Origin of the sequence: Clostridium sp. AWRP (assembly GCF_004006395.2) — a bacterium.
GTDB lineage: Bacteria > Bacillota > Clostridia > Clostridiales > Clostridiaceae > Clostridium_B.
The window spans coordinates 2,983,531-3,006,310 of record NZ_CP029758.2 but is presented as its reverse complement, the minus strand read 5'-3'; the positions used below and the strand labels follow the sequence as shown (position 1 = coordinate 3,006,310).

The 22,780-nt window shown below is 29.8% G+C and carries 22 protein-coding genes; 12 read left to right on the top strand and 10 right to left on the bottom strand.

Translation table 11 applies throughout. The annotated features are described in order from the left end of the window. Positions 1-56: 56 nt before the first annotated feature. Entirely contained in the window at positions 57-1,148 is a 1,092-nt protein-coding gene (locus DMR38_RS13735) for a glycerol dehydrogenase (protein ID WP_127721851.1), read from the top strand. A 50-nt stretch (positions 1,149-1,198) separates the two neighbouring features. Here the strand turns inward: DMR38_RS13735 and DMR38_RS13730 are convergent, their stop codons facing one another. The 3 genes from DMR38_RS13730 to DMR38_RS13720 are packed head-to-tail and all read right to left on the bottom strand — an operon-like array spanning position 1,199 to position 4,512. Next, on the bottom strand, positions 1,199-2,266 hold the full coding sequence (locus DMR38_RS13730) for a glycosyltransferase (protein WP_127721850.1): 1,068 nt from the start codon (positions 2,264-2,266) through the stop codon (positions 1,199-1,201). A 3-nt stretch (positions 2,267-2,269) separates the two neighbouring features. After that, positions 2,270-3,430, bottom strand: coding sequence for a glycosyltransferase family 4 protein (locus DMR38_RS13725; RefSeq protein WP_127721849.1), 1,161 nt, complete (start codon positions 3,428-3,430; stop codon positions 2,270-2,272). 20 nt (positions 3,431-3,450) lie between these two features. Then, complete coding sequence (locus DMR38_RS13720; protein ID WP_127721848.1) at positions 3,451-4,512, bottom strand: NDP-sugar synthase; 1,062 nt, start codon at positions 4,510-4,512, stop codon at positions 3,451-3,453. 701 nt (positions 4,513-5,213) lie between these two features. On the opposite strand from DMR38_RS13720, the gene DMR38_RS13715 reads away from it, so the two are divergent. The 3 genes from DMR38_RS13715 to DMR38_RS13705 are packed head-to-tail and all read left to right on the top strand — an operon-like array spanning position 5,214 to position 7,589. Continuing rightward, positions 5,214-6,212: an ABC transporter substrate-binding protein gene (locus tag DMR38_RS13715; RefSeq protein WP_127721847.1), complete on the top strand. Its 999-nt coding sequence runs from the start codon at positions 5,214-5,216 to the stop codon at positions 6,210-6,212. Then, on the top strand, positions 6,175-6,927 hold the full coding sequence (locus DMR38_RS13710; protein WP_127721846.1) for an ABC transporter permease subunit: 753 nt from the start codon (positions 6,175-6,177) through the stop codon (positions 6,925-6,927). The genes DMR38_RS13715 and DMR38_RS13710 overlap by 38 nt, the downstream gene beginning before the upstream one ends. A gap of 47 nt (positions 6,928-6,974) precedes the next feature. After that, positions 6,975-7,589 carry an ABC transporter ATP-binding protein gene (locus DMR38_RS13705; RefSeq protein ID WP_127721845.1) on the top strand — a complete coding sequence of 205 codons (615 nt, stop codon included), beginning with the start codon at positions 6,975-6,977 and terminating at the stop codon, positions 7,587-7,589. Positions 7,590-7,654: 65 nt separating this feature from the next. Here DMR38_RS13705 and DMR38_RS13700 read toward each other — a convergent pair whose 3' ends face one another. The 3 genes from DMR38_RS13700 to DMR38_RS13690 all read right to left on the bottom strand — a co-directional run bounded on the left by DMR38_RS13700 (position 7,655) and on the right by DMR38_RS13690 (position 10,818). Then, on the bottom strand, positions 7,655-8,512 hold the full coding sequence (locus tag DMR38_RS13700) for a DUF4179 domain-containing protein (RefSeq protein ID WP_127721844.1): 858 nt from the start codon (positions 8,510-8,512) through the stop codon (positions 7,655-7,657). Continuing rightward, complete coding sequence (locus DMR38_RS13695; RefSeq protein WP_013239297.1) at positions 8,499-9,086, bottom strand: RNA polymerase sigma factor; 588 nt, start codon at positions 9,084-9,086, stop codon at positions 8,499-8,501. The genes DMR38_RS13700 and DMR38_RS13695 overlap by 14 nt, the downstream gene beginning before the upstream one ends. 820 nt (positions 9,087-9,906) lie before the next feature. Then, positions 9,907-10,818, bottom strand: a complete 912-nt coding sequence (locus tag DMR38_RS13690) for an AEC family transporter (protein ID WP_127721843.1) — start codon at positions 10,816-10,818, stop codon at positions 9,907-9,909. Positions 10,819-11,216: 398 nt separating this feature from the next. On the opposite strand from DMR38_RS13690, the gene DMR38_RS13680 reads away from it, so the two are divergent. Together DMR38_RS13680 and DMR38_RS13675 are read left to right on the top strand one after the other, a co-directional pair. Further along, the gene (locus DMR38_RS13680) at positions 11,217-11,765 is read left to right on the top strand and encodes a LytTR family DNA-binding domain-containing protein (protein WP_127721842.1); all 549 of its coding nucleotides are present in this window, start codon (positions 11,217-11,219) and stop codon (positions 11,763-11,765) included. A 31-nt stretch (positions 11,766-11,796) separates the two neighbouring features. Next, positions 11,797-12,231 (top strand): hypothetical protein, encoded by a 435-nt coding sequence (locus tag DMR38_RS13675; RefSeq protein ID WP_127721841.1) that lies wholly within the window; start codon positions 11,797-11,799, stop codon positions 12,229-12,231. A gap of 68 nt (positions 12,232-12,299) precedes the next feature. Here DMR38_RS13675 and DMR38_RS13670 read toward each other — a convergent pair whose 3' ends face one another. The 3 genes from DMR38_RS13670 to DMR38_RS13660 are packed head-to-tail and all read right to left on the bottom strand — an operon-like array spanning position 12,300 to position 14,593. Then, positions 12,300-12,749 (bottom strand): hypothetical protein, encoded by a 450-nt coding sequence (locus DMR38_RS13670; protein ID WP_127721840.1) that lies wholly within the window; start codon positions 12,747-12,749, stop codon positions 12,300-12,302. Positions 12,750-12,785: 36 nt separating this feature from the next. After that, on the bottom strand, positions 12,786-13,961 hold the full coding sequence (locus tag DMR38_RS13665) for a 4Fe-4S binding protein (protein ID WP_127721839.1): 1,176 nt from the start codon (positions 13,959-13,961) through the stop codon (positions 12,786-12,788). Then, a complete protein-coding gene (locus DMR38_RS13660; protein WP_127721838.1) occupies positions 13,958-14,593 on the bottom strand; it encodes a sulfite exporter TauE/SafE family protein in 636 nt (211 codons plus the stop codon). The genes DMR38_RS13665 and DMR38_RS13660 overlap by 4 nt, the downstream gene beginning before the upstream one ends. Before the next feature lie 279 nt (positions 14,594-14,872). On the opposite strand from DMR38_RS13660, the gene DMR38_RS13655 reads away from it, so the two are divergent. Continuing rightward, on the top strand, positions 14,873-16,921 hold the full coding sequence (locus DMR38_RS13655; protein ID WP_127721837.1) for a methyl-accepting chemotaxis protein: 2,049 nt from the start codon (positions 14,873-14,875) through the stop codon (positions 16,919-16,921). A gap of 286 nt (positions 16,922-17,207) precedes the next feature. Then, complete coding sequence (locus DMR38_RS13650; protein ID WP_127721836.1) at positions 17,208-17,768, top strand: hypothetical protein; 561 nt, start codon at positions 17,208-17,210, stop codon at positions 17,766-17,768. Positions 17,769-17,842: 74 nt separating this feature from the next. On the opposite strand, the gene DMR38_RS13645 is transcribed toward DMR38_RS13650, so the two are convergent. Continuing rightward, a complete protein-coding gene (locus DMR38_RS13645) occupies positions 17,843-18,481 on the bottom strand; it encodes a phosphoribosyltransferase (RefSeq protein WP_127721835.1) in 639 nt (212 codons plus the stop codon). Between the two features lie 130 nt (positions 18,482-18,611). Between DMR38_RS13645 and greA the strand changes: the two genes are divergently transcribed. From greA to DMR38_RS13620, 4 genes are all read left to right on the top strand, one after another. Continuing rightward, positions 18,612-19,076, top strand: a complete 465-nt coding sequence (gene greA / locus DMR38_RS13640) for a transcription elongation factor GreA (protein WP_127721834.1) — start codon at positions 18,612-18,614, stop codon at positions 19,074-19,076. Positions 19,077-19,301: 225 nt separating this feature from the next. Continuing rightward, positions 19,302-20,681, top strand: a complete 1,380-nt coding sequence (locus DMR38_RS13635; protein ID WP_347562549.1) for a TrkH family potassium uptake protein — start codon at positions 19,302-19,304, stop codon at positions 20,679-20,681. A gap of 28 nt (positions 20,682-20,709) precedes the next feature. Further along, positions 20,710-21,357, top strand: coding sequence for a TrkA family potassium uptake protein (locus DMR38_RS13630; protein WP_127724069.1), 648 nt, complete (start codon positions 20,710-20,712; stop codon positions 21,355-21,357). A 77-nt stretch (positions 21,358-21,434) separates the two neighbouring features. Further along, complete coding sequence (locus tag DMR38_RS13620; protein WP_175413015.1) at positions 21,435-22,745, top strand: acyl-CoA thioesterase/bile acid-CoA:amino acid N-acyltransferase family protein; 1,311 nt, start codon at positions 21,435-21,437, stop codon at positions 22,743-22,745. Positions 22,746-22,780 lie beyond the last annotated feature (35 nt).

The window sequence follows — 22,780 nt, the reverse complement described above, 5'->3', positions numbered from 1 at the left end:
GTTATAATACAGGTGTATTTTGTTAAAAAAATAACTAAGATTAGGAGTGGTTAAAGATGTCAAGAATTATTATTTCTACGGGAAAATATGTACAGGGAAACGGCGAACTTAAAAATATATCTAACTACGTTGAAAATCTTGGAAATAGTTTTTTTATCATAGCTAGTGAAAATGGAATTAAGAGAACAAGAGGTACAATAGAAGAAAGTTTTAAAGGAAAGGATTCTTCGTTAGCATTTGAAGCTTTTAATGGAGAATGTTCCAAGAATGAAATAGATAGATTGTGTAAAAAATTAAAAGAAAATAGAAATAATGTTGTAATTGGTATAGGAGGAGGAAAAATATTTGATACAGCAAAAGCTGTAGCATATTATGCCAAAATACCAGTTGTAATAGTTCCAACTATAGCAGCAACAGATGCTCCATGTAGTGCACTTTCTGTAATATATACAGATGAAGGGGTATTTAGTGAATATCTGGCGCTTCCTAAAAATCCAGATCTTGTACTGGTAGACTCATCTATAGTTGCAAAAGCACCTGTAAGACTTTTAGTTTCGGGTATGGGAGATGCATTAGCTACTTATTTTGAAGCAAGGGCTTGTGTCAAATCAGGGGCTGTTACTATGTCAGGCGGAAAGGCTACAAAAGCTGCTTTTGCACTTTCAAAGTTATGCTATGATACGCTTTTAGAAGATGGTCTCAAAGCTAAAATGGCGGTTATAAATAAAGTCCCAACTAAAGCTGTGGAAAATATAATTGAGGCAAATACCTATTTAAGTGGAGTTGGATTTGAAAGCAGTGGACTTGCAGCTGCCCATGCTATTCATAATGGATTTACAGTACTTAAGGAATGTCATGGATTATATCATGGAGAAAAAGTTGCTTTTGGAGCTTTAGTTCAATTGATGCTTGAAAACAGTCCTATGGAAGAAATAGAAGAGGTTATAGATTTTTGCTTGCAGGTTGGTCTTCCAATTACATTAAATGATTTGGGTATTAAGAAAGTAAATAATGAAGACATAATGAAAGTAGCTGAAATTTCCTGTGCTGAAAATGACACTATGCATAATATGCCATTTGAAGTTACAAAGGAGGACGTATATTCTGCTATACTTGCTGCAGATGAATTAGGAAAGCAATATAAATAAGGAATATAAGTAAAAAATCAACTTATACGCAATATAAGTTGATTTTTTACTTAGAAGTCTATATATTTTGAGAGAAGGAGCTCTGTTAGTATTTTTGCTATGATACTTTCAGCTCCTTGATTTGAATTTACTTCATTTTCCATTATTCCATCCATGCCTCCTCTTGTAAAACTATCTACAAGTGATTTTTTGGCGGAATTTTTACCTAAAAACCATTCATAACATAATTTTGCTTTATCCAAGTATTTTGCGTCTTTAAGTAATTTGTAAGCTTCCATATACATGAGGGCTGTTCCGCAGGCTTCTAAAGGCTGTTCATCAAATTCAGACGGGTGAGAATCTCCCTTTTTAAACCAGGTATTGTTTCCTATAGGTTTGAAATAACCTTTTCTAAAACAATGTTGTTCTAAAAAATTTAAAGCCTCTAGAGCAATATTTAAATATTCCTTACTATTTAATGTATTGCTGCTTTTTAAAAGGCACCAGGGAAATATGCCATTAGCATAAGTGAGATTATTTTCAAACCACTTCCAGGAATCACTACTGTAACATTTAAAATTTTCTACAAGAGAATCTGAAAGCATAGTTATATCTTCTTTTACAGTATGCTTTGAAATTTTAAATGTAGAACTGGTTTCTAAAAGTTCGCTGTAAATAAAGTTTAGTCCCAAAAGGCAGTAAGCTTTACTGTGAATGTAAGACAATGATTTTACATTGGGTAAGGCTTTTGATATCATATTTTCAGCTGCATGTTTTATAGAGGATGGAATAGTTTTTGATTGGAACATATATCCTAGTGACCACAGGCATCTTCCAAAACAATCTTCAGAGCCTTCCTCTTCAATGAAATTTCTATTGTAATCCATAAAATTTTTAAAGGTTCCCCTTTTATTTTGAGCATAGAGTAAAAATGAAGTGTATGTAAAGATTAATTTTATATACTTTTCACTTTTGAATTTTTCATACAGCATTACAGCTGTAATGAGAGCTCTTGCATTATCATCTGTAGTGTATCCTGAGTTCGGATCTGGAACTGAAAATACACTGTGCTGTATCATTCCGGTATCATCAGTCATGATAAAAAGGGGCGTACAATCTTTTTCTTCAAAGGTAATCATATATTACACCACCTGAGTTGCAATTTCACTGCTTTTTATAACAGAAGCAAATAGATTTTCATATTGTGCTGCAACAGAAGGCCATCTCATTTTTATGCCTAACTTCATGGTCGAATTTTCCATATTACGCCGTTTAATAGGGTTATCTAATAAGAAATTTACAGCCTTTGCCAGTGAATCTGCATCTTTAAACTTTGCGAGAATTCCTCTATTTTTGCTTAGCATTTCTTGTGCATACCTATAAGGAGTAGAAACAATAACTCTACCATAGCCTGCTGCATAGGCCAAAGTACCACTTACAGCCTGTTCTTTACCTAAATAGGGAGTCATGTATATATCAGATAAAGTTAGGTATTGCACTATTTCTTTTTTTGTAAGATATTTGTTTACGAATTGTACATTGTTCTTAATATCAAATTGTGATACTAAATTCTTAAGTCTATTTCTATAACTTTCACCTTGTTCCTTTTTTACACAAGGATGAGTTTGACCTAACACAAGATAAAGAACTTCAGGATGTTTCTTTGCTACTTTTGAAATAGATTCTATAGCATATTCAATGCCCTTTCCAGGACTTAGAAGTCCAAAAGTACTTACTATGCTTCTATCTTTGTATCCTAGTTTTTCTTTTAAACAATTTCTATCTTCTACAACAATATCCGGGACTCCATGAGGAATAAGTATGATTTTGTTTTCAGGAATATTATATGTGTTCATCAAAATTTTTATAGAACTTTTTCCCATAGTAATGACTTTCTGGCTCTTATTACCTAGAGTTTTGAGTATAAATTTTTGTTTCTCAGAAGGCATTGAAAGTATGGTATGAAACGTAGTTATAAATGGAATATTTAAATTATTTACAAAATCTAATATATATTCTCCGCAGTCCCCGCCATATATTCCATATTCATGTTCTAATGCAACTAAATTAGTATCGGAATTATTTAGCATATTAGCAAGATGAATATAGGATTTTTTGTCAAATTGATTTAATGTGAAGGATACTTCCTTTGGATATTTATAATTTTCATCATTGACAGCAGCTATTTTATAGGAATTAGAAGAAAATTTATTTCCCAAATTTTTCACAAGATCGGCAGTAAAAGTAGCTATTCCACAGGCACGTGGCGGATAGGTACTCAAAAATACTATATTTTTTTTCAATGATATCACCTCTTAAGTTTTTATATTGCAAGTAAATTATTATTATAATTGTTTGAAACATAGGCTGAATTAGTTATGTTGCAATATTTTTCTATAGTGCAATCTGAAGCTACCACAGAATTTGTCAGATTAACATTTTCATGTACATTTATTCTATCCCACAGTACACTCTTGCTTACATTGCAGGAAACACCAATATGGCAATTATTACCTAAAACTACATAAGGACCTATCTGAGAGTTTGCTTCAATGATACAGTCCTCACCTATAAATACAGGTCCTATTATTTTAACACTGGGATGAATTTTGACACTTTTATTTTTAAAAATTATATTACTCTTATTTGTAAGATTTTTTGTTTTCATAAGTTTATTGCAGTTGCTGTACAATATATCTACATGTGCTTTTATATATTTTTTTATTGTGCCTATATCTATCCAGTAGTCGGTGTATTTGTAGGCAGCCATTTTATAGCTTTTATTCAAAATCAGGGGATAAGTGTCTTTTTCTATAGATACAATCTCCTTTTCAGGTATTTCTTTTAGTACTTCTGGCTCAAATATATATACTCCTGCATTTATCCATTTTGAGTTGGTTTCTCCTTCTTTAGGTTTTTCTTTAAAAGCTTTTATATAGTTGTCTTCATCAAATTCTATAACGCCATACTGAGATGGATCTTTTACTTCAGTCATAGCTATGGAAACAGAAGCTTTCTTTTCTCTATGAAATTTTATGAAATCAGAGTAGCATAAATTATGTACTATGTCTGAATTCATGATTATAAAAGTGTCATCAAAGAAACTTTCGGCATTTTTTATGGCACCTCCTGTACCTAAAGGCAAGTCTTCGGAGATATAATGTATTTTTAATCCATATTTTTTACCATCACCTAAATAATTTTCAATATAATCAGATTTATAACAGGTGCTTATGACAATTTCACTAACACCAGATTCTTTTAACTTTAGTATAGTTCTTTCTATAAGCGGTTTACCCATAATTGGAACCATGGGTTTTGGAAGTTTGTCTGTCAAAGGCCTTAGTCTAGTGCCCTTGCCTCCAGCTAAAAGTAATGCTTTCATATTGATTCCTCCTTATGCTGAATAAATTTTTAAAATTTAATAAACATCTTAATATATAATTACAAAGATGTTTAGGCATTTTCAAAGAAATAACCAGTTAGTATGCTAACCTATTTTTTATCATACTTTATCAACAGAACCCTCAGATAGGATTCACTATATGCGGAATCTGCTTTCTAGTCTTATAAACAAAGTTCTTGGCATCAGATGAAGTTTTAAACTCCATCTGATGTTTAGAAATTGTTATCCAGGGACGTAGCCACTCTAATGTTCACACTTCTTCAAGTGTGAACATTAGAGTGGGTAGTCATGGGATAAAAAATATTCGTCACATTTTTGACTCGTTATTTTCTTTCAAATGCTTTTATTAATAAATATTTTTCAGTTATTAACAATTATCTTTTTAAAGGTAATGCTTTTAGATAACTATTGCCGATCTTAAACTTAAAGTAAGAGATCAGGTTAAGATATGAATTTATAACTGTGAAATTTAAGATATTTTTAAACCACCAAATTGATAGTAATTTATGGTATATATTGTTAATAATTTTATTTTAATCCAAAAAGACTATTATGTCAACCATATTTTTAAAAATTCTAAATATAAAATTAATTAAAGCCTGAAGATAATGTTATAATAAAATAGATAATAAATAGAATTATGTCTATGTTTTAAGTTAATTAGCTATAGGAGGAATTTTATGAAAAAAAAGATAGGTACATTTATAATGTCATTTATGATTATAATTTCAACCCTATTTGCAGCAGGTTGTTCTAATGATTCAACTGCAACTTCAGCTTCAGCTAAAAAAGATAAAATTAAAATAGCTGCTTTAAAGGGACCTACTGGAATGGGTATGGCAAAACTTATGGAAAACAAAAATGATTATGATATCACTGTTTATAATTCTGCTGATCAAATAGTGTCTAAAATTGTAAACGGAGAATTGGACGGTGCAGCAGTTCCATCTAATCTTGCACCAATTCTATACAATAAAACCAAAGGTCAAGTTGAGTTAGTTGGAATAAATACATTAGGTGTTTTATACATTGTGGAAAATGGAAATACAGTAAACAGTATAGCTGACTTAAAGGGAAAGACCATTTACTCAAGTGGTAAGGGCTCTACTCCTGAGTATGTGCTAAATTACATATTAAAGAAAAATGGATTGGAACCAGGAAAAGATGTGACTATTGATTATAAAATGGATCACAGTGATTTAGCTGAAGCAATAGCATCTAAAAAAGTGAATCTGGCTGTTTTACCAGAACCTTTTGTAACTACAACTAAAATGAAGGATAGTAATTTAAGAATACCTATAGATTTGACAAAAGAATGGGACAAGGCTTCCCAAGGACAAAGCAAGCTTGTAATGGGAACTTTAGTTTTTAGAAAATCATTTATAGATAAGAGAGGAAAAGATTTAGATACTTTCTTGAGCAAATATAAAGAATCAGTAGATTTTGTAAATAAAAATAAACAAGAATCAGGAAAACTTATAGCAAAGGAAAGTATAATTCCAAAGGCTAAAGTAGCAGAAATGGCTATTCCAAAGAGTAATATAGTATTTATAAGTGCTAAAGATGGAAAACAAGCTCTGGAAAAATTTTATGAAGTTTTGAATGAGAATAATCCAAAATCCATTGGAGGAAAAATGCCGGATGAAAATTTCTATTACAGTGGAAACAAAAATAATTAAAAAACTATCTATACTGATATTTTGGATGCTGATTTGGGAGCTTTGCTCCCTTTTTATGAATAATTCTCTTCTTTTACCGTCACCCTTTGAAGTATTAAAAACTCTAATAATTCTAATGGGGAAAAATTATTTTTGGGAAAGCGTTTTTAATAGTATATTAAGAGTGATTATTGGAATTTTATTATCCATAGCTATTGGAATTATAACTGGTGTAATTGCAGGAATGAATAAATTTATAGAAGAATTATTGGAACCTCTTGTGGTTACTGTAAAATCTACTCCAGTTATATCTATAATTATTATAGCCTTAGTGTGGTTTAATTCATCTAATGTGGTGATTTTCACAGCCATACTTATATGCTTTCCAATAATATATACAAATGTAATTGAAGGTATAAAGTCTGTAGATAAATATTTAATACAGATGGCAAGTGTATATAATGTAAAGCAAAAGTATGTGATAAAAGATATATATCTACCAAGTATAAAAAATTATATTATATCAGGAATATTTATGTGTCTTGGAATCGGATGGAAAGTTTCAGTGGCATCTGAAGTATTAAGTACTCCTAATTATTCTATAGGACTAAATCTTTTAAATGCTAAAACAACTTTGGAAACATCAGAACTCTTTGCTTGGACTATTGTAATTGTAATTTTAAGTTTTATTTTTGAAAAAATATTTAAGTATTACTTGAGTAGAGCAAAAAAGTAGTTGTTTACTAGAATTGTAAATTGTGCATTGATAAAGAGGGGGATTTTATGGAAGAGCAAAATGAAGACCAATATGAAGTTACAATAAATAGATTGAGTAAATACTATGAGGAAGTACCTGTTTTTTATAATTTGAATATGAAATTTTTGAAAAATAGGATTACAGCTATTCTTGGACCTTCAGGATGTGGCAAGACCACATTGTTAAATATAATAAGTGGAATTGAAAAAGATTATAATGGAGAAGTTAATTTAAAAGGAAGTACCATATCTTATGTGTTTCAAGAGGATAGATTGATTCCATACCTTAGTGTATATGATAATGTTGCTTTTGTATTAAAATCTACTATGGACAAAGGTAGAGTAGATTTAGCTGTAAGAAAATTTTTGAATATGGTAGAATTGTGGGATTATAAAGACAAGCTTCCTTACAAATTAAGTGGAGGAATGAAAAGAAGAGTTGCACTTGCCAGGGCGTTTGCTTATAAAAGTGATTTGCTTTTAATGGATGAGCCCTTTAAGGGACTTGATGATAGATTAAAAAGTGATATAATAGAGAAATTTTTAATGATTTACAGCGAAAATAGAAGGACCATTATACTGGTCACTCATGACAAAGCGGAAGCTGAACAATTAGGTGATGTGATCTATTCACTGGATTAAAAATTAAGAATTTACTAATATATGGCTGGTATAAGTGAATTTTATACTTATACCAGCCATATTAGCTATTTAGAGCTTATTACATATTGAGCCAATTCAGACATTTGACTTTCACTTAAATTGCCCATAGAAGTAAGTTGATAGTTTATACCATTATCTTTCCACTTTAATGCACATTCTTGGCTAAACTTTTCTTTGAGCTTAACATTTTTTTTCGGACTTCCCATACCAATTAGAACTTCCTTGCCATCTTTGATATCCTGCTTTTCTTTAGCTGAAAATTTAGTGCCTTCAGGTGCTTCATGTACTTTATATTGTGTAAAATATCCTGTAATGCTGCCCATTTTTACAGGTACGGCATTTTTAAATATTGGATCATCTGCTTCTACAGATCTCTTTGAAGCTCCAAGAGATAAGGTTGTTTTTCTATCATTATTTATGGAATAGGTTGCATATGCGCCTCTATTATCATATTGGTTGTCTGGGGTTGCACCATTTATATGCCCATCTACACCAGCTTCAACCAGTTTATATCCTCCAGAGAGAGAGTTAGGTATTTTTACACTGTAACCTAAATCCTTTTGTAAATCTGCTTTAGATGGAGTTTTATTGTAATTCTTCATATCTGTATAACCATCAACATGTTTACCTATACTTTGAAGAGCTGAAGCCCTTAAATTTGGTGATGCAACAACTGAGCCTGCCAGTATAAGAAATCCGCAGGAAGCAGCAATGACAGTTTTTTTAATATTTAAACTAAAAGGTAAGAATTTTTCTCTAGACATATATTTATCACTCCTATTTGATTTAATTTCAGATTTTATATTTTCAAACATGTTATCAGATGGTACTATACCCTGAGATTTGTTTAATAAAGCTCTTTTTATATTTTTATCAAATTGTTCTTGATTAAGCATTTTCATTACACCTCACATCCTTATTATCATTAAAATAGTAACCTTCAAAATTTTCAGTTAAAAATTCTTTCTTAAGTAATTTTCTAGCATTATGCAGCCGAGATTTTATCGTACCTTCAAAACATCCTAATACATGTGCTATTTCTTTTATGGACAACTCATTATAATAGTATAGGATAACTGTTGTTTTTAAAGGCATACTCAATTTATCAAGGGCCTTATCCACAAGATGTTTTATTTCATTTTTTTCTGTTATGTCAGATAGTGAGTTGCTTGAAACTGTATTTTTATCATTGATATCATCAATACACAGGTTGTTTTTTTGTTTTGAACAGTACCTCCAGCATATTCTTGTAAGAAGGCGATAGAACCATGATTCAAATGCCTCTGCTTTTTTTAATTTCTTTATTTGATTGAAACATTTTATAAATGCTTCTTGAGCTATATCTTCTGCAATATCTTTTTGACCGGTTATAAGATATACAGTACGTACAGCTTTTACACTGTATTCTTCAAATAATATATTAAAGGCATCTAGATCACCTTCTTTGCAGCGCTGTATTATGTCGATGTTATTCACTTAATTACCTCCTCTTTTAGGTGCACCTATTATATAAGAGACACCTTAGCTCAAAAAGGTTCAAAAATTTATTATAATTTAATTATAATTCTTTATAGAGTGTCTAAATAGAAAGTTTACTTATACCAGCCATATACTAACAAATTTCATAATACTAAAAACTTTTTATAAGTCTAAAGCTTGGTATTTTGAAAATCTAAAGAAGCTTATATAAACTCGTACCTCAGACATATATAAGCTTCTAAGATTTTCTAAAATACCTCACTAAGACTTATAAAAAAAGTTTTTAAGTGTAATTTCAATTTTGTTAGTATATTTTATGTATAAGTTAAAATTTCAATTAGAATCACTTATATATAGATAATTAACTCTGTCATTAAACTTATCTAAATTACCAGTTCGATTTAAATAGTAAAGTTATAGATTCAACCAAGATTTATCTGATTGCTACTGTTGCTAACACCACTATTACACTCTACGAAAGCGACTATCAAAGTGGGGGAACAAGCACTGTGGATACACGCCTGGATACGATTTCCTCTAAAGGATAACACCTTCTAAGTGCTAGAGGTACTAAGAAGCTTGAATAAGCATCGTTGGAGTCAAAACTCAACCTGATGTCAAGAGATCTGCTTATAATTAATAATTTTGGGCACTTATAGATTTAGTTTTAAACTTTACAATCTACATAAGTATTCTAACTTAAAAATCAACTTATACATAGGTATATTTTCACAATAATGAAGCTCTTTTAAATACTTAACGAGCTGAAGTTTGTAAAAAATATACGGAGTATAAGTTGATTTTCTGGTTACAAACTTTAGATGAAAAGTTTAATTACAATTGGTATAGTAACTATTGAAAGCAGTGATGAAAAGGATACTATAAAAGCAGAATACTCTTTATTCTTGTTAAAGTTTTCTGCAAAAATTGTTGTAAACGCTCCTGCAGGCATAGCTTGCATTAAGATTAGTGTCTTTAATACCATAGAATGTTCTTTAAATAAAAGTGAAACTATGTATAATGCTGCTGGAATAAGTATAAGTTTTATGAGTGAACCATAGTACATACTCTTGTCCTTAATGATTTTGCTAAGCTCACTTCTTGACAATAAACTTCCTATTATAAGCATAGATATGGGGGTTGTCAGACCTCCCACCATTTTCATTGTGCTCATAAACATAGGTGGGATTTTTATTGAAAATACCATAATTAAAAGCCCGATTACTGCAGAAACTATTCCTGGATTTTTAAGAGATTTTATTACTTCTTTAAAGCTGCTTGTATTATTAAATAACATTACACCATAAGTCCATACAAAAATATTGAAAACCATGTTAAATATAGCAGCATAAACAACTCCCTCATTTCCAAAAATACTTTGAGCTACAGGAAATCCCATAAAGCCGCAGTTTGAAAACACCATTGCAAATTCAAGAACGTTCTTCTTGCTTTTATCAACTCCTATAAGTAAAGGCTTTACGAATAGTGGAGTTAATATAAATATTATGAAGCTGTAAATAAAAGTCCTTATAATATTATCTGCAATATTTGAACCATAAGAAATACTAAATGAAGAAATAACTAAAAAAGGAGTGGTTATTTCTACTAATAGCCTGGACAATCCATTTGATAAATTTTCATCTATAATATTTTTCTTACCACCATAAAAACCTACTAATGCAACTAAAAATAATGATATTATTTGAGTTATTACTGTATTTGTTCCCATATACTAACCTTCCTATTATTCTTATAAAAAATTATATAAACAAATTTATCATATACAGATAATATGTAAGTTGTCAAACATTAAGTTAGCAATTGAAAAGCTTTTATATCTGATTCAAATAGCGTATAAAGGGGGATAAATAAGAAATTGAAATAAATATTGACTTATTAGTAAATAAGATTTACACTAATGCTTGATAAACTGGTTCTTTCTATACAATTCGTTAGAATTATGGAATGGAAAAGTTTAGCGGCAATAAATTTTACATTGCGGCAACATAGACGAGCCTTGGGAGCAAGTTACCTTGTCTCGATTATTTTAAGTCAAGTTATCAGCAACGTACCTAGTACAATTTTGAACTTTTTTTTATAGTAGAATGTGAAAAATGGGGTTTTATCATGGAAATGAATTTAATTTGTTCTGAAAATATGACCAGAGTATTAGAAGAAATACTTAATACCCGGAAAATAGAAATTAATAAGGATGCCAAGGTGTGTGTAATTGAAAAAGGATTTCCTTTAGAAAAGGGAAAAATAGGCATATATTTTGATATGACGACCATAAATGTTTTAATGGATTATTTAAATGAAATTTCAACAAGCAAAGAAGAATTTAAAAATATAATTACAGGAAGATGTGAAAAGGACGAACTTAAAGTCTTAACTTATGATGAAATTTACTATTTTGAAGCTATGGGTAATGACGTTTTCGGCAGAACAAGGGACAAAAAATATAAAGTAAAGGAAAAGCTTTATGAGTTAGAAGAAAAGCTGGAAAGTAAAGGATTCATAAGAGTGAGTAAATGTTTTGTTGTAAATATAGAGAAGGTAGATCGTATAATTTCCTGGTTTAATAGTAAGCTTATATTAAAAATTATGAATATAGATGAAGAGGTTTATGTTACACGAAAATATTTGAACGATTTTAAGAAATTTCTTGGCGTATAGAGAGGTTTATAAATTTTGGGGTGATTTGAATATGAAGGAAAATGTAAAAGATTTTTTATTTAACTTAATAATATCTATATTTATTGGATTATTTGTTGGTATGTGCCAAGTAACGGTTGTAAATATGAATGGCGTAGTTGCGTCTATATTAATTATATCTTGTATACTTGGTGGTGTAATTGGAACAATTTCTAGGCTTATGTTTATATATATATTTGGTATAAAACAAATGGATGTAAAGGTAGCGTTTATAGTGGTATTTGCTATAATTGGAGCTATTTCTTGTATCCCATCCTTATATTATCATTTGGTTTATAATGAAAAAATTGTAACAGTGACATTAGCCTCAATTTTAATATCAGCGGAATTTCTAGGAATGAGCTTTTGCTACTATTCCTATAAAAAATATTTGAAGTTTAATTTAAAACTTATAAGTAAGAAAAAACAACTAAGAAGAAATCGTTAAATGTGTCAAAAAGTAACTAAATAAAAAGTAAGGTTCAAAATTCTATGTGAATCTTACTTTTATTTTATCTACTTTTTTAAATTTACTCTAACGGCATAGCCAGTCGTTATTTTATATACTCCCTGCAGAGAAACTACATTTTTATTTAAAGATTTAAATTGAGATTTATCATTTCTAGTATCGTATTTAATGTAAAAGTCATATTTACCATCGCTGTCAAAATCTATACTTTGAGAAATTACTTTAGGTATATTTTTACCTGTATAATCAACTTCAACAAAGCCTTTAGATCTATCAGAAAAAAGGCCCTGAAATACAGGCTTGTGTATTTTTATGGTATAATCCTTGAAAGAAATAGTCTTATTTATTTCACCGCCAGTATATATAGGAGAAACTTTTAGTGAAGTTATATTAACAAACTCTTTAGCCCAGAAGTCATTAGCTATAAAAGTGGCTAGTACTACAAATAAGGATAAAACAGCAGCAGTATACCCTAAAAAAGCTTTCAATTTGATCATTTTTAATCCGCCTTTCTCTTTATTATTTAATTACTTCTAAAAAAAGCTGCCTGTAGTTATAAGTTTTAAAAGTCTATATACTCCCTTAATCATAGCTCCACCGCCAATTGTAAGCGCAAAAATATATGCAGGATAGAGAAATAAATACCTTGATAAATTAGTTTTTACACCTATTTTTGTACCTTTTATGTGATAAGATACAGCAGAAACAGGGCATGTATCTATACATTTTCCGCATTTGGTACAGGTTATTAAAGCTTTTCCATTTGCAAGACTGTTCTCATCTATCGAGTAAGTTGGGCATTCTCGTACACACTTTTTGCAATTTAAGCATTTGTTTTTATCTATTCTTATTTCAAATATATTTATTTTGTTAGAAAAGGATTGGAAGGCTCCGAAGGGACAAAATAGTCCGCATTGAGTTCTTTTCCCAGTAAGTATAGGCAGTATTATAACTAAAATTAAGAATAAGGAGTAAAAAACTATAGTTTTAATTAACACTATTGTGGAAGTTATTTGTTCTGCTTCTGTAACTGCTTTAAAGGGACAAAGCCAATCACAGTAAACAGGAGCAAGAGTAGCAGCAGACAATAAAACAATGGATATTAAAATAGCAAAGGATAAATAAGTCCACTTTCTATTTATTTTCAACTTTGGCTTTTTACATAGTGAAGAACAGCCTTCATCAAGTCCTCCATAAAAACAAGCCCAACTGCACCAGCCCCTTCCAAAGGCTATACTAGCGCCAAGCCAAATTACTATCATACTTGCAATGCTAGCAAATCCAGTTAAAAGTGAACCGGGAAAAATTATGGTTTTGGTTAAAGCAGCAGGTATTATAATCATTGGAATTACCATATGACAAAATGGAGTTTCTCCATTAATAAAAGTGGATTCATTATAGAAAATGCTGCCTCTAACTTCTATTAAATTAGTCATAAAACTGACTGCAAAAAGTAAGGCATATATTACAAAAAATATCTTCCTATATTTATAAGTTTTCTTTGTGTACACCATAAGAAAAAATATTATATTTATAAAAACGTAGCCTATGGAAAAAGAAATTCTCATTAAAGGTTCCTTTGGAAGGGAACTGCCGCCGCTTAACAAAACAATACTTAACAGTAATATTGGTATACAAGCAGCTACTGATTTTGCAAACTTTTTGCCTGTACTTGTTTCTGCTATTTTTTTAGTTTCTAAATTATTCAATTTAACATCATCTCCTTAAAAAGCATCATTATTCCTGAATACATGTAAAACACTCCAATTATCAAAGAACACATTTGACCTATTAATTTAATTTGCTTACCTTTTAAAACACCTATAAATGGAATGGGTATGAAATAAACAGCAGTGCCTACGAAAAAGGCAGCAAAGTAAAAAATACTGCTGAGGATATTAGTAAAGAAAGCAGCATCTGAAAAAGCTAAAATGAATGGTGGACATACATTTATACCTGTTAAAAAGCCTAAAAGAACTACAGTAGTAAATCCTTTTTCTTTATTTGAGTAGTTAGAAAACTTACTAAAGTATTTAATATTGCAAAATCTATGTGACTTTGAAAATGTGTAAACTATAAGTGTAAATGATAAAAATATATAAGACAGTGCAAATATAATTTCTTTATAGTGAGATTGTTTTATTATAAAGTTTCCTGTAATCCACGCCAAAAGAGCAAATAGTATATAACCAAGAAGTCTTCCTAACATGAATTTGGATAAACAAATAAAATTCCATTTTGTCTTTTTATCTTCACTTAAAATATAGGGAACAAATACAGGAATACAAGAAGCAAGGCAGTAGCCTCCGCTTGAAAGTCCCAAAATGAATCCTTTGAACATAAATTAACCTCCTTTTTATTACAAATTTATTATATTGAGTTTTATAAATGTAAGCTATAGTTTTCTTTTAACATGCAATATAGAGCATATAAGATGCATTAGAATAAATAGTATTATAAATACGCTCAAGAAAATTATGGCGTTTTTAGAATACTTTTAAATATTTTCTATATGAAGTTTCAATTTAATATTAATAAAAACATAAAGCTAATAAATGAACATATCGAAAAATATTGTAATGATAAAAGTTATAAGATAATTAATTGGAGGTGAAGTTAATTGATAAGAATTAAAAGTATTAGAACAAGAACTATTATAGCTATTCTTCCCGTTACAATAATCATTTTAATTATTTTATCAGTACTAAGTTATTATACTGGAAGAAAAATTATCAGCCAGCAAATTGATAGTAAAATATCTTACAAAATGAATGAACTAAAATTATCAGTTAATAACAGAATTACTTCACACAATAGAATTGCTGAGACTTTAGCAAGAACTATTGAAGTTTCAGGAAATACCATGTCTACAGATGATTATAAGAACTTAGTACAAAAATATGCCGCAATTAATGATGATACTTTTGGAGTAGGGGTATGGTTTGAACCATACAAATATAAAGATAATATAAAGTTTTTTGGACCTTATGCCTATAAAGATAATGATAAAGTTATATATACAGAAGATTATATGAAAGATGATTATAACTATCCTTCTCAGGATTGGTATAAGGCAGTAAAAACCACAAAAGATAAAGTGAGTTGGACTCCTCCATTTTATGACGATAATACAAAGGTTACTATGGCAACTGCTTCGGCACCATTTTATGATGAAAAAGGTAATTTTATTGGAGAAACTAGTGCAGATATTAATTTAACTAATCTACAAGATATGGTTAATAAAATTAAATTTGGTGAGTCTGGAAAAGCTTTTCTCATTGCAAGTGATGGATCATATATTGCTGGCGTAGATTCAAAAAAAGTAATGAAATCTAAAATAACAAGTGATTCCAAATTTTCACTTATTAGTAAAGATATACTAAGCGGGAAAGATGGTAATGGTTTTTATATGGAGGACAACGATGAGAGAGCCATTTATTATACACCTATAGCTTCAACAAATTGGATATTGGGTATTACTGTTTCACAAAAGGAATTATACAGCCCTTTACAAAACTTAGTATCTATACTTGTTATACTTAGTATACTTTTAATAGTAATAATTACTGCTGCCATATTATTTTATAGCAATTACATAACAAAAAATATAAAGCAAGTTACTAAATTGACTTCTATTATCTGTGATGGAGATTTAACTCATACTCTGGATGTTAATTCTGAAGATGAATTGGGTCATATGAGTCAGAATTTAAATAAAATGTCATCGAATTTGAAAACAACTTTTCATTCTATTAGCAATAACCTTGACAATGTTGTAGGTACATCTGAAGAGCTAACTGCGAGTGCAGAACAAACTGGGGAGGCTGCTGAACAAGTAGCCCTATCAATGCAAAAAGTATCTCAACATGTTGAAGCACAAACTAAAGATACAGAATATATATCTGAAGCAGTTGCACAAATTCATGCAGGTATAAAAAATATAAAAGAAAATGTAAACTTAACAACTCAATTATCTTTTGATTCTACAAAAGTGGCTAAAAATGGTAATAATATAATAAATGATGCAATACATCAAATGGAGAATATAAGTTTACAGGTTTCTGAATCAACACATATTGTGAATGTGTTAGGTGAAAAATCTAAAGAAATAGATAGTATTATTAATATAATAAATAACATATCTGAACAAACAAACATTCTTGCCTTAAATGCTGCAATAGAAGCAGCTAGAGCAGGGGAACATGGAAGAAGTTTTGCTGTAGTTGCTGAAGAAGTTAAAAAATTAGCAGAACAATCAGGAACTGCATCAGGAAAAATCGGTGATCTTATAAAGGAAATACAGCAGCATATTGCTAGTGCAATGGCAGCTATGGGTAAAGGAAATGCATCAGTAGATATGGGGAAAATTATGGTAAATCAGGCTAGTAACTCATTTAAGGATATAAGCGTTTCTGTTAAAGATGTTGCAGAACAAATGGCTCAAGTAGAAGAGATTATTGAAGGGTTACACAGTCATTCTAATAATATGGTAGATAAAATACAAAATATTTCTGATATTTCAACTAAATCTTCTAATTACATTGAAACTGTTGCAGCAGCTTCAGAAGAACAAACTGCACTTATGAAACAGGTATCATTTGCTGCTCAATCATTGACTCAAATAGTGATAGAATTACAAAGTAAAATATCTGAATTTAAAGTCAATTAATATAGGTATGATTTTTGAGTGAATAATAAAATAAAAAGTAAAGCTTAAATAAACACTAAAACTTTATTTGAACTTTACTTTTTTGTTTATATTCAATTACAATCTTCTCTAACGTAATTTTGTATAAGTTCTTTTTTAGGATAATTTTTTTATTATTTTTATCACAGGTTTCTTATCCATGTATATAGAAAAAGCATACTAGTACATTTGAGAATTAATTTCTATGAATTTAATATACATATAAGTATAAGGATAAGTTATGAATTTACGAGGTAGGGGAGATTACATGAATAATAGGCAAATCTTGATAGGACAACTAGAAACAATAAGAAAAATGATAATTAGAATTCATGGGTTAGATCAAAAAAGAGCTAAGTATGAGAAAAAAGGAAAGAGACAAGTTCAAATTTCAGGGAGTTTATTTGTGCTTTTCCTTTCATTTGGAATAATTTCAAATGAATCTTATAACAGCATAGCTTCTTTGAGTAGTTTTTTTATTGGAAAAGATGTTAACACAAATATTTTTAAGTATTATGCATCACAATTTACTGCAATTTTAGCAGGTATATTTATTTTAACAATTATATATAGGTTAGCTTCTAAACGAATAAATAGTAATATAATTGGCCAAATTGTTATTGAAATTCAGAAACTACGCACACGTGTTGAACAAAATGGGGTTGTACATAGTGACTACTGTAATGAAAATGCGTTAAATGCATTTATAGGATATTTAAAACGTGGGCAAGCAAGAAACTTGCAGGAGTGCATAAATTGTTACACAAATAGTCAATATGTAGATAGAATTGTCAATGGATTGGAAGGAAAGCATACATTTTTGCAGTAGAATTTAACTGTTCAATGGATGAAGAAATTTTTTGCAAAGCTGTTGATTGTTTAGATGATATGCCTTTTATGAAGCTAACTATCTCTTCTTAGTTCACGTACTATAGTAAAGACCTCCTCATCAGTAGTCTGTTCAAAGTTTTTATAATGTAAGCCTACAGCATAAAATTCATCGGGTATAAATAGGCATATAACTTCATCTACAATTTCCTTCAATAAAGAAATTGTATCCCGTGGGGCTACTGGTACAGCTAGAATAATTTTTTTTGCAGCGTGTTTTTTAATAGACTTTATAGCGGCCTGTATTGTAAAACCAGTTGCAATTCCATCGTCAATAATTATTACTGTTCTATTCTTTACATAGGGAAAACTTTCATTTCCTTTATATTTATTTAATCTTCTTTTAATTTCTTTTATTTGGTTAGATAATTCTTTTTCTATATACTCCTTGGATATATTTAGCATATGTATATATTCTTCATTTAAAAGATAGGTCCCATCTGAAGATACAGCACCAATGGCAACTTCTTTATTACGAGGTGAACCTATTTTCCTTGGAATGATTAAATCCCATTCAAATCCAAATTTTTTTATAGTTTCACAAGCTGTTACTATTCCTCCTCTTGGAATAGCAAGAACAATAGGGTTTTCATTTTTAAATTTCTCAAGTTTTATAGAAAGCTTTTCACCAGCATCTTTTCTATCTACAAACATATTATCAACTCTTCCCTAATTATATAGATTAGTTTAAGTTGAAAATATAGAATTATGCAAGAGATTTTAAATTTTTCTCTATATATTATATAATAGTAACATAATATATGGCAGGGAGGTTTGTCTTTATATGAAGAATATACTGACACAAGAAAATATTGACAAATTAAGAGAAGAATTAGACTATAGAATGACCGTAAAAAGGGCTGAAATAGCAAAGGAAAAATTAGTAGCTGCTGCACACGGCGATAGGTCTGAAAATGCAGAGTATAAAGAAGCTTGTGCAAACTACAGAGAAAATGATAATAGAATTCAGTATCTATTAAGTATGATTTCAACTGCAACTGTAATAGATGTTAAAAGTGCAGATAAATCGGTAATAGGTGTTAATAGTAAATTTAAAATTAAATTTGTGGAGGATGAAGATGAAGAAATTGTATCGTTAGTAACTACTATAGATGCCGACCCAGAAAATATGCGTATAAGCATAGAGTCAGATTTAGGAAAAGCATTAGTAGGAAAAAAAGTTGGAGATACAGTTGAAGTTAATGCTCCAAGTGAAAAATATGCGGTAGAAATATTAGAAATGTTATAGTAAGTTTTATTTTAAATGATACATACAGTATCTGTTCTAATATGAAAGATAACTGGGTTACGAAATTAGAAGATAAATATTTTTAAAGAGGGACTGTAAAATGCAGCCTCCTATGATAAAATCAAAATATCATAGGAGGCTATTATAAATTTAACTGATGATTATAGACTGAAAACTTTATTTTTGTATTATACTAAAATTATTGACTTTTTATATAAGAAATTAATAAGGAGATTAAAACAAATGAAAACAAAAAATAAATTCCCTAAATTATTCAAGATAAATGAAATACAAACTTTAGTACTTGGTTTCTTGATAATAATACTATTGGGTGCAGTACTTTTACATCTTCCTATTTCATCTACAAACAGAGCATATACGAGTTTTATAGATTCACTATTTGTATCAACCTCGGCTACATGTGTAACAGGACTTGTAACTGTAGATACGGGAAATCACTGGAGTTATTTTGGAAAAGTAGTAATTATGATACTAATTCAAGTTGGTGGCTTGGGATTTATGTCATTTTCAACTCTATTTGCACTAATTATTGGAAGAAAAATTACGTTAAAGGAAAGAATGATAATACATGAATCTTTAAACTCATTTAATCTACAGGGACTTGTTAAAATGTCAAAATACATATTAATTTTTACTTTTTTAACTGAATTTATAGGAGCTGCAATTTTATCTTTTCAATTCATACCTCAATTTGGATTTATTAAAGGATTGTTTTTTTCAGTATTTCATTCTATATCTGCTTTTTGCAATGCAGGTATAGACTTATTTGGGGATGGAAAAAGTTTAACTTCTTATCATAACAATACCCTTGTTATATTTACAATAAGTTCTTTAATTATAATTGGAGGTCTTGGATTTTATGTATGGCAGGAATTATGGAGTATATTTTATAGCTCAAAGCGAGTTAAGTTATCACTTCATTCAAAAGTAGTACTTATTACAACTTGCATTTTAATAGTTTCAGGTGCAGTATTATTTTTTATATTTGAAAGAAACAATACTGCAACTATAGGCAATATGAGTACAAAAGGTAAAATAATGTCTTGTATATTTGCATCCATTACACCAAGAACTGCAGGTTTTAACTCTATTTCACTTGCTGATATAAATGGAAATAGTAAACTGTTAACTATGATACTTATGTTTATAGGAGGTTCACCAGGTTCTACAGCTGGGGGAATAAAAACGACTACCATAGCTATCATTATATTAACGGTTTTATCTATAATAAGTGGTAGGGAAAATACTGAAATTTGTAATAGAACAATAAATAAAAATACAGTGTATAAGTCACTGGTAGTTTTATCCATAGGAATAATTGTAGTATTTGTATCTTCAATCATGTTATCTATAACTGAAAGTGGAATTACTATGGAAAGTATATTGTTTGAAAGTGTATCTGCTTTTGGAACGGTAGGACTAAGTTTGGGTATTACACCTGATTTAACTTCTTTTGGTAAATTGATTATATCAATGGTGATGTTTTTAGGAAGATTAGGAGGCCTTACAATAGTACTGTCCATAGTAAAGAGAACAACCCCTAATTCTATAAAATATCCTAAAGGCAGAATATTAATTGGATAGAATAAACTTAAAAAATGGAGGAAATATGATGTCAAAAAAACAATATGTAGTTTTAGGCTTAGGTAAATTTGGAGCTTCAGTAGCTACAACACTTTACAATTTAGGTAATGATGTACTAGCAGTGGATTCAAAAGAAGAAGTAGTACAGGAAATAAGCCCGTATGTAACTCAAGCTATACAAACGGATATATCTGATGAAGAAAATTTAAAATCTCTTGGTGTTAACAACTTTGATGCTGCTATAATAGGGGTAGGTACTAATCTCCAAGGTAGTGTTATTGCTACTCTTATATTAAAGGAAATGGGTGTAAAATATATTCTTGCTAAAGCAAATACGGAAATTCACGCAAAAATATTATATAAAATAGGTGCTGACAAAGTGGTTTTCCCTGAAAGAGATACTGCGTTTAGAGTTGCTCATAGTTTGGCATCAGAAAATATACTTGAACTTATAGAGTTATCTTCAGAATACGGTATAACAGAAATATTTGCATTTAAAAAGTGGTATGACAAAACTTTAAAAGAGTTAAACATAAGATCTAAGTATGGAATAAATATTATAGCTATAAAAAGAAATGATACCATTTATGTATCTCCTAAATCCGATTATAAAATATTAAAAGGTGATATTTTAATTGTCATAGGTAAGTATGATGAAATTGAAGAGCTAAAGTAAATTAGCTGCTTATGATGGTTCTAACTGGACATGTTATGGAGAAATAGCAGATTCTGATAGAAGGTAGAGGAGAATTTATGAATAATGATAATTGTACAATAAAAATAACACCAGAAGTATCAAGAGCGGATGAGTCAGTTGATATAGAAATAAATGGTCTTTCAAAAAATGAAAAAGTTACAATTCGTGCGGTAAGCAGCGATTATTACTGCATTAACACTTCTATACTTGAGATAGGTGATAATACATTGTGGGAATCTTATGCGGTCTTTGAAACAGATGAATGTGGAAATATTGATTTGAAAAATGCAGTGCCAGTTGATGGAACTTATAGCAATTGTGATAAAATGGGATTATTTTATTCTATGAGGCCAAGGCAGATCCGTAAGAGCAAGTTAATACAAAAGTTAAGTAATATAAATGAAAATAGAAAGTACAAAATTACATTTACAGTAGAGAAAAATGGAAAAATAATTGCATCAAAGGAACATACAAAGGTTTACTGTGATGACACAATCGAAAGTATTGATATAGTAGAAAAAAATCTCTTAGCAAGATATTTTACTTATAAAGATAATATAAAACACCCTGCAATAATTGTTTTAAGTGGAAGTGATGGTAGAATTGAAAAAGCACAGGCAATTGCTGAACTATTTGCCATGAGAGGATATTCTGCATTAGCGGTTTGCTATTTTGGACTTGAAGGAATACCAGAGGATCTTAACATGATACCACTTGAGTACGTTGAAAATGCAGTAAAGTGGCTAAAGAGGCAGGATACTGTTGACGAAAACAAGATAGCTATATATGGAAGATCTAAGGGTGGTGAACTGGTGCTCCTTGCAGCATCTATGTTTAAAGATATCACCTGTGTTATTGCAAATACTCCAAGTTGCTACGTATATGAGGGGATTAAGAATGGAAAACTTCCCTCTCATCATTCTTCATGGATGTATAGAGGTCGCGAAATACCTTATCTAAAATTTAGTTTCCATATTATACTGCGATTGATAATAAAAATGATGAAAAAAGAAAAAGGAGCACTGGCATGGATGTATAAAAAACTAATTGAAGAAGGCGATAGGGACAAGGCTACTATTGCATTGGACAAGATAAATGGATCTGTTTTAATGATATCATCAGCAGCAGATGAAATATGGCCTTCAAAAATGCATTCAGAAACGGCTTGCAGTATATTTGAAAAATCACATTTTAAACATGAATATAAGCACATTACCTTTGCAAAGTCAGGTCATATGTTGACAGTGCCTTTTCAGTCAATATATCCATCAGAGAAATATCCATATGATGTAGAAAGTTGGGCACAGGCAAATATGGACTCGTGGAATGAGACAGTCAAATTTTTAGAGAAGTGGGCAAGCAAATAAATATTAAATATCAAATTTGATGAATAGAAACATTC

Bases quoted from the DNA above. Each gene is read 5' to 3' on its own strand.
- DMR38_RS13650 (WP_127721836.1), top strand. From the start codon at position 17,208: ATGAATAATAGGCAAATCTTGATAGGACAACTAGAAACAATAAGAAAA.
- DMR38_RS13620 (WP_175413015.1), top strand. From the start codon at position 21,435: ATGAATAATGATAATTGTACAATAAAAATAACACCAGAAGTATCAAGA.
- DMR38_RS13690 (WP_127721843.1), bottom strand. From the start codon at position 10,818: ATGGGAACAAATACAGTAATAACTCAAATAATATCATTATTTTTAGTT.
- DMR38_RS13670 (WP_127721840.1), bottom strand. From the start codon at position 12,749: ATGATCAAATTGAAAGCTTTTTTAGGGTATACTGCTGCTGTTTTATCC.
- DMR38_RS13735 (WP_127721851.1), top strand. From the start codon at position 57: ATGTCAAGAATTATTATTTCTACGGGAAAATATGTACAGGGAAACGGC.
- DMR38_RS13715 (WP_127721847.1), top strand. From the start codon at position 5,214: ATGAAAAAAAAGATAGGTACATTTATAATGTCATTTATGATTATAATT.
- DMR38_RS13730 (WP_127721850.1), bottom strand. From the start codon at position 2,266: ATGATTACCTTTGAAGAAAAAGATTGTACGCCCCTTTTTATCATGACT.
- DMR38_RS13710 (WP_127721846.1), top strand. From the start codon at position 6,175: ATGAAAATTTCTATTACAGTGGAAACAAAAATAATTAAAAAACTATCT.
- DMR38_RS13630 (WP_127724069.1), top strand. From the start codon at position 20,710: ATGTCAAAAAAACAATATGTAGTTTTAGGCTTAGGTAAATTTGGAGCT.
- DMR38_RS13720 (WP_127721848.1), bottom strand. From the start codon at position 4,512: ATGAAAGCATTACTTTTAGCTGGAGGCAAGGGCACTAGACTAAGGCCT.
- DMR38_RS13680 (WP_127721842.1), top strand. From the start codon at position 11,217: ATGGAAATGAATTTAATTTGTTCTGAAAATATGACCAGAGTATTAGAA.
- DMR38_RS13675 (WP_127721841.1), top strand. From the start codon at position 11,797: ATGAAGGAAAATGTAAAAGATTTTTTATTTAACTTAATAATATCTATA.
- greA (WP_127721834.1), top strand. From the start codon at position 18,612: ATGAAGAATATACTGACACAAGAAAATATTGACAAATTAAGAGAAGAA.
- DMR38_RS13645 (WP_127721835.1), bottom strand. From the start codon at position 18,481: ATGTTTGTAGATAGAAAAGATGCTGGTGAAAAGCTTTCTATAAAACTT.
- DMR38_RS13660 (WP_127721838.1), bottom strand. From the start codon at position 14,593: ATGTTCAAAGGATTCATTTTGGGACTTTCAAGCGGAGGCTACTGCCTT.
- DMR38_RS13705 (WP_127721845.1), top strand. From the start codon at position 6,975: ATGGAAGAGCAAAATGAAGACCAATATGAAGTTACAATAAATAGATTG.
- DMR38_RS13700 (WP_127721844.1), bottom strand. From the start codon at position 8,512: ATGAAAATGCTTAATCAAGAACAATTTGATAAAAATATAAAAAGAGCT.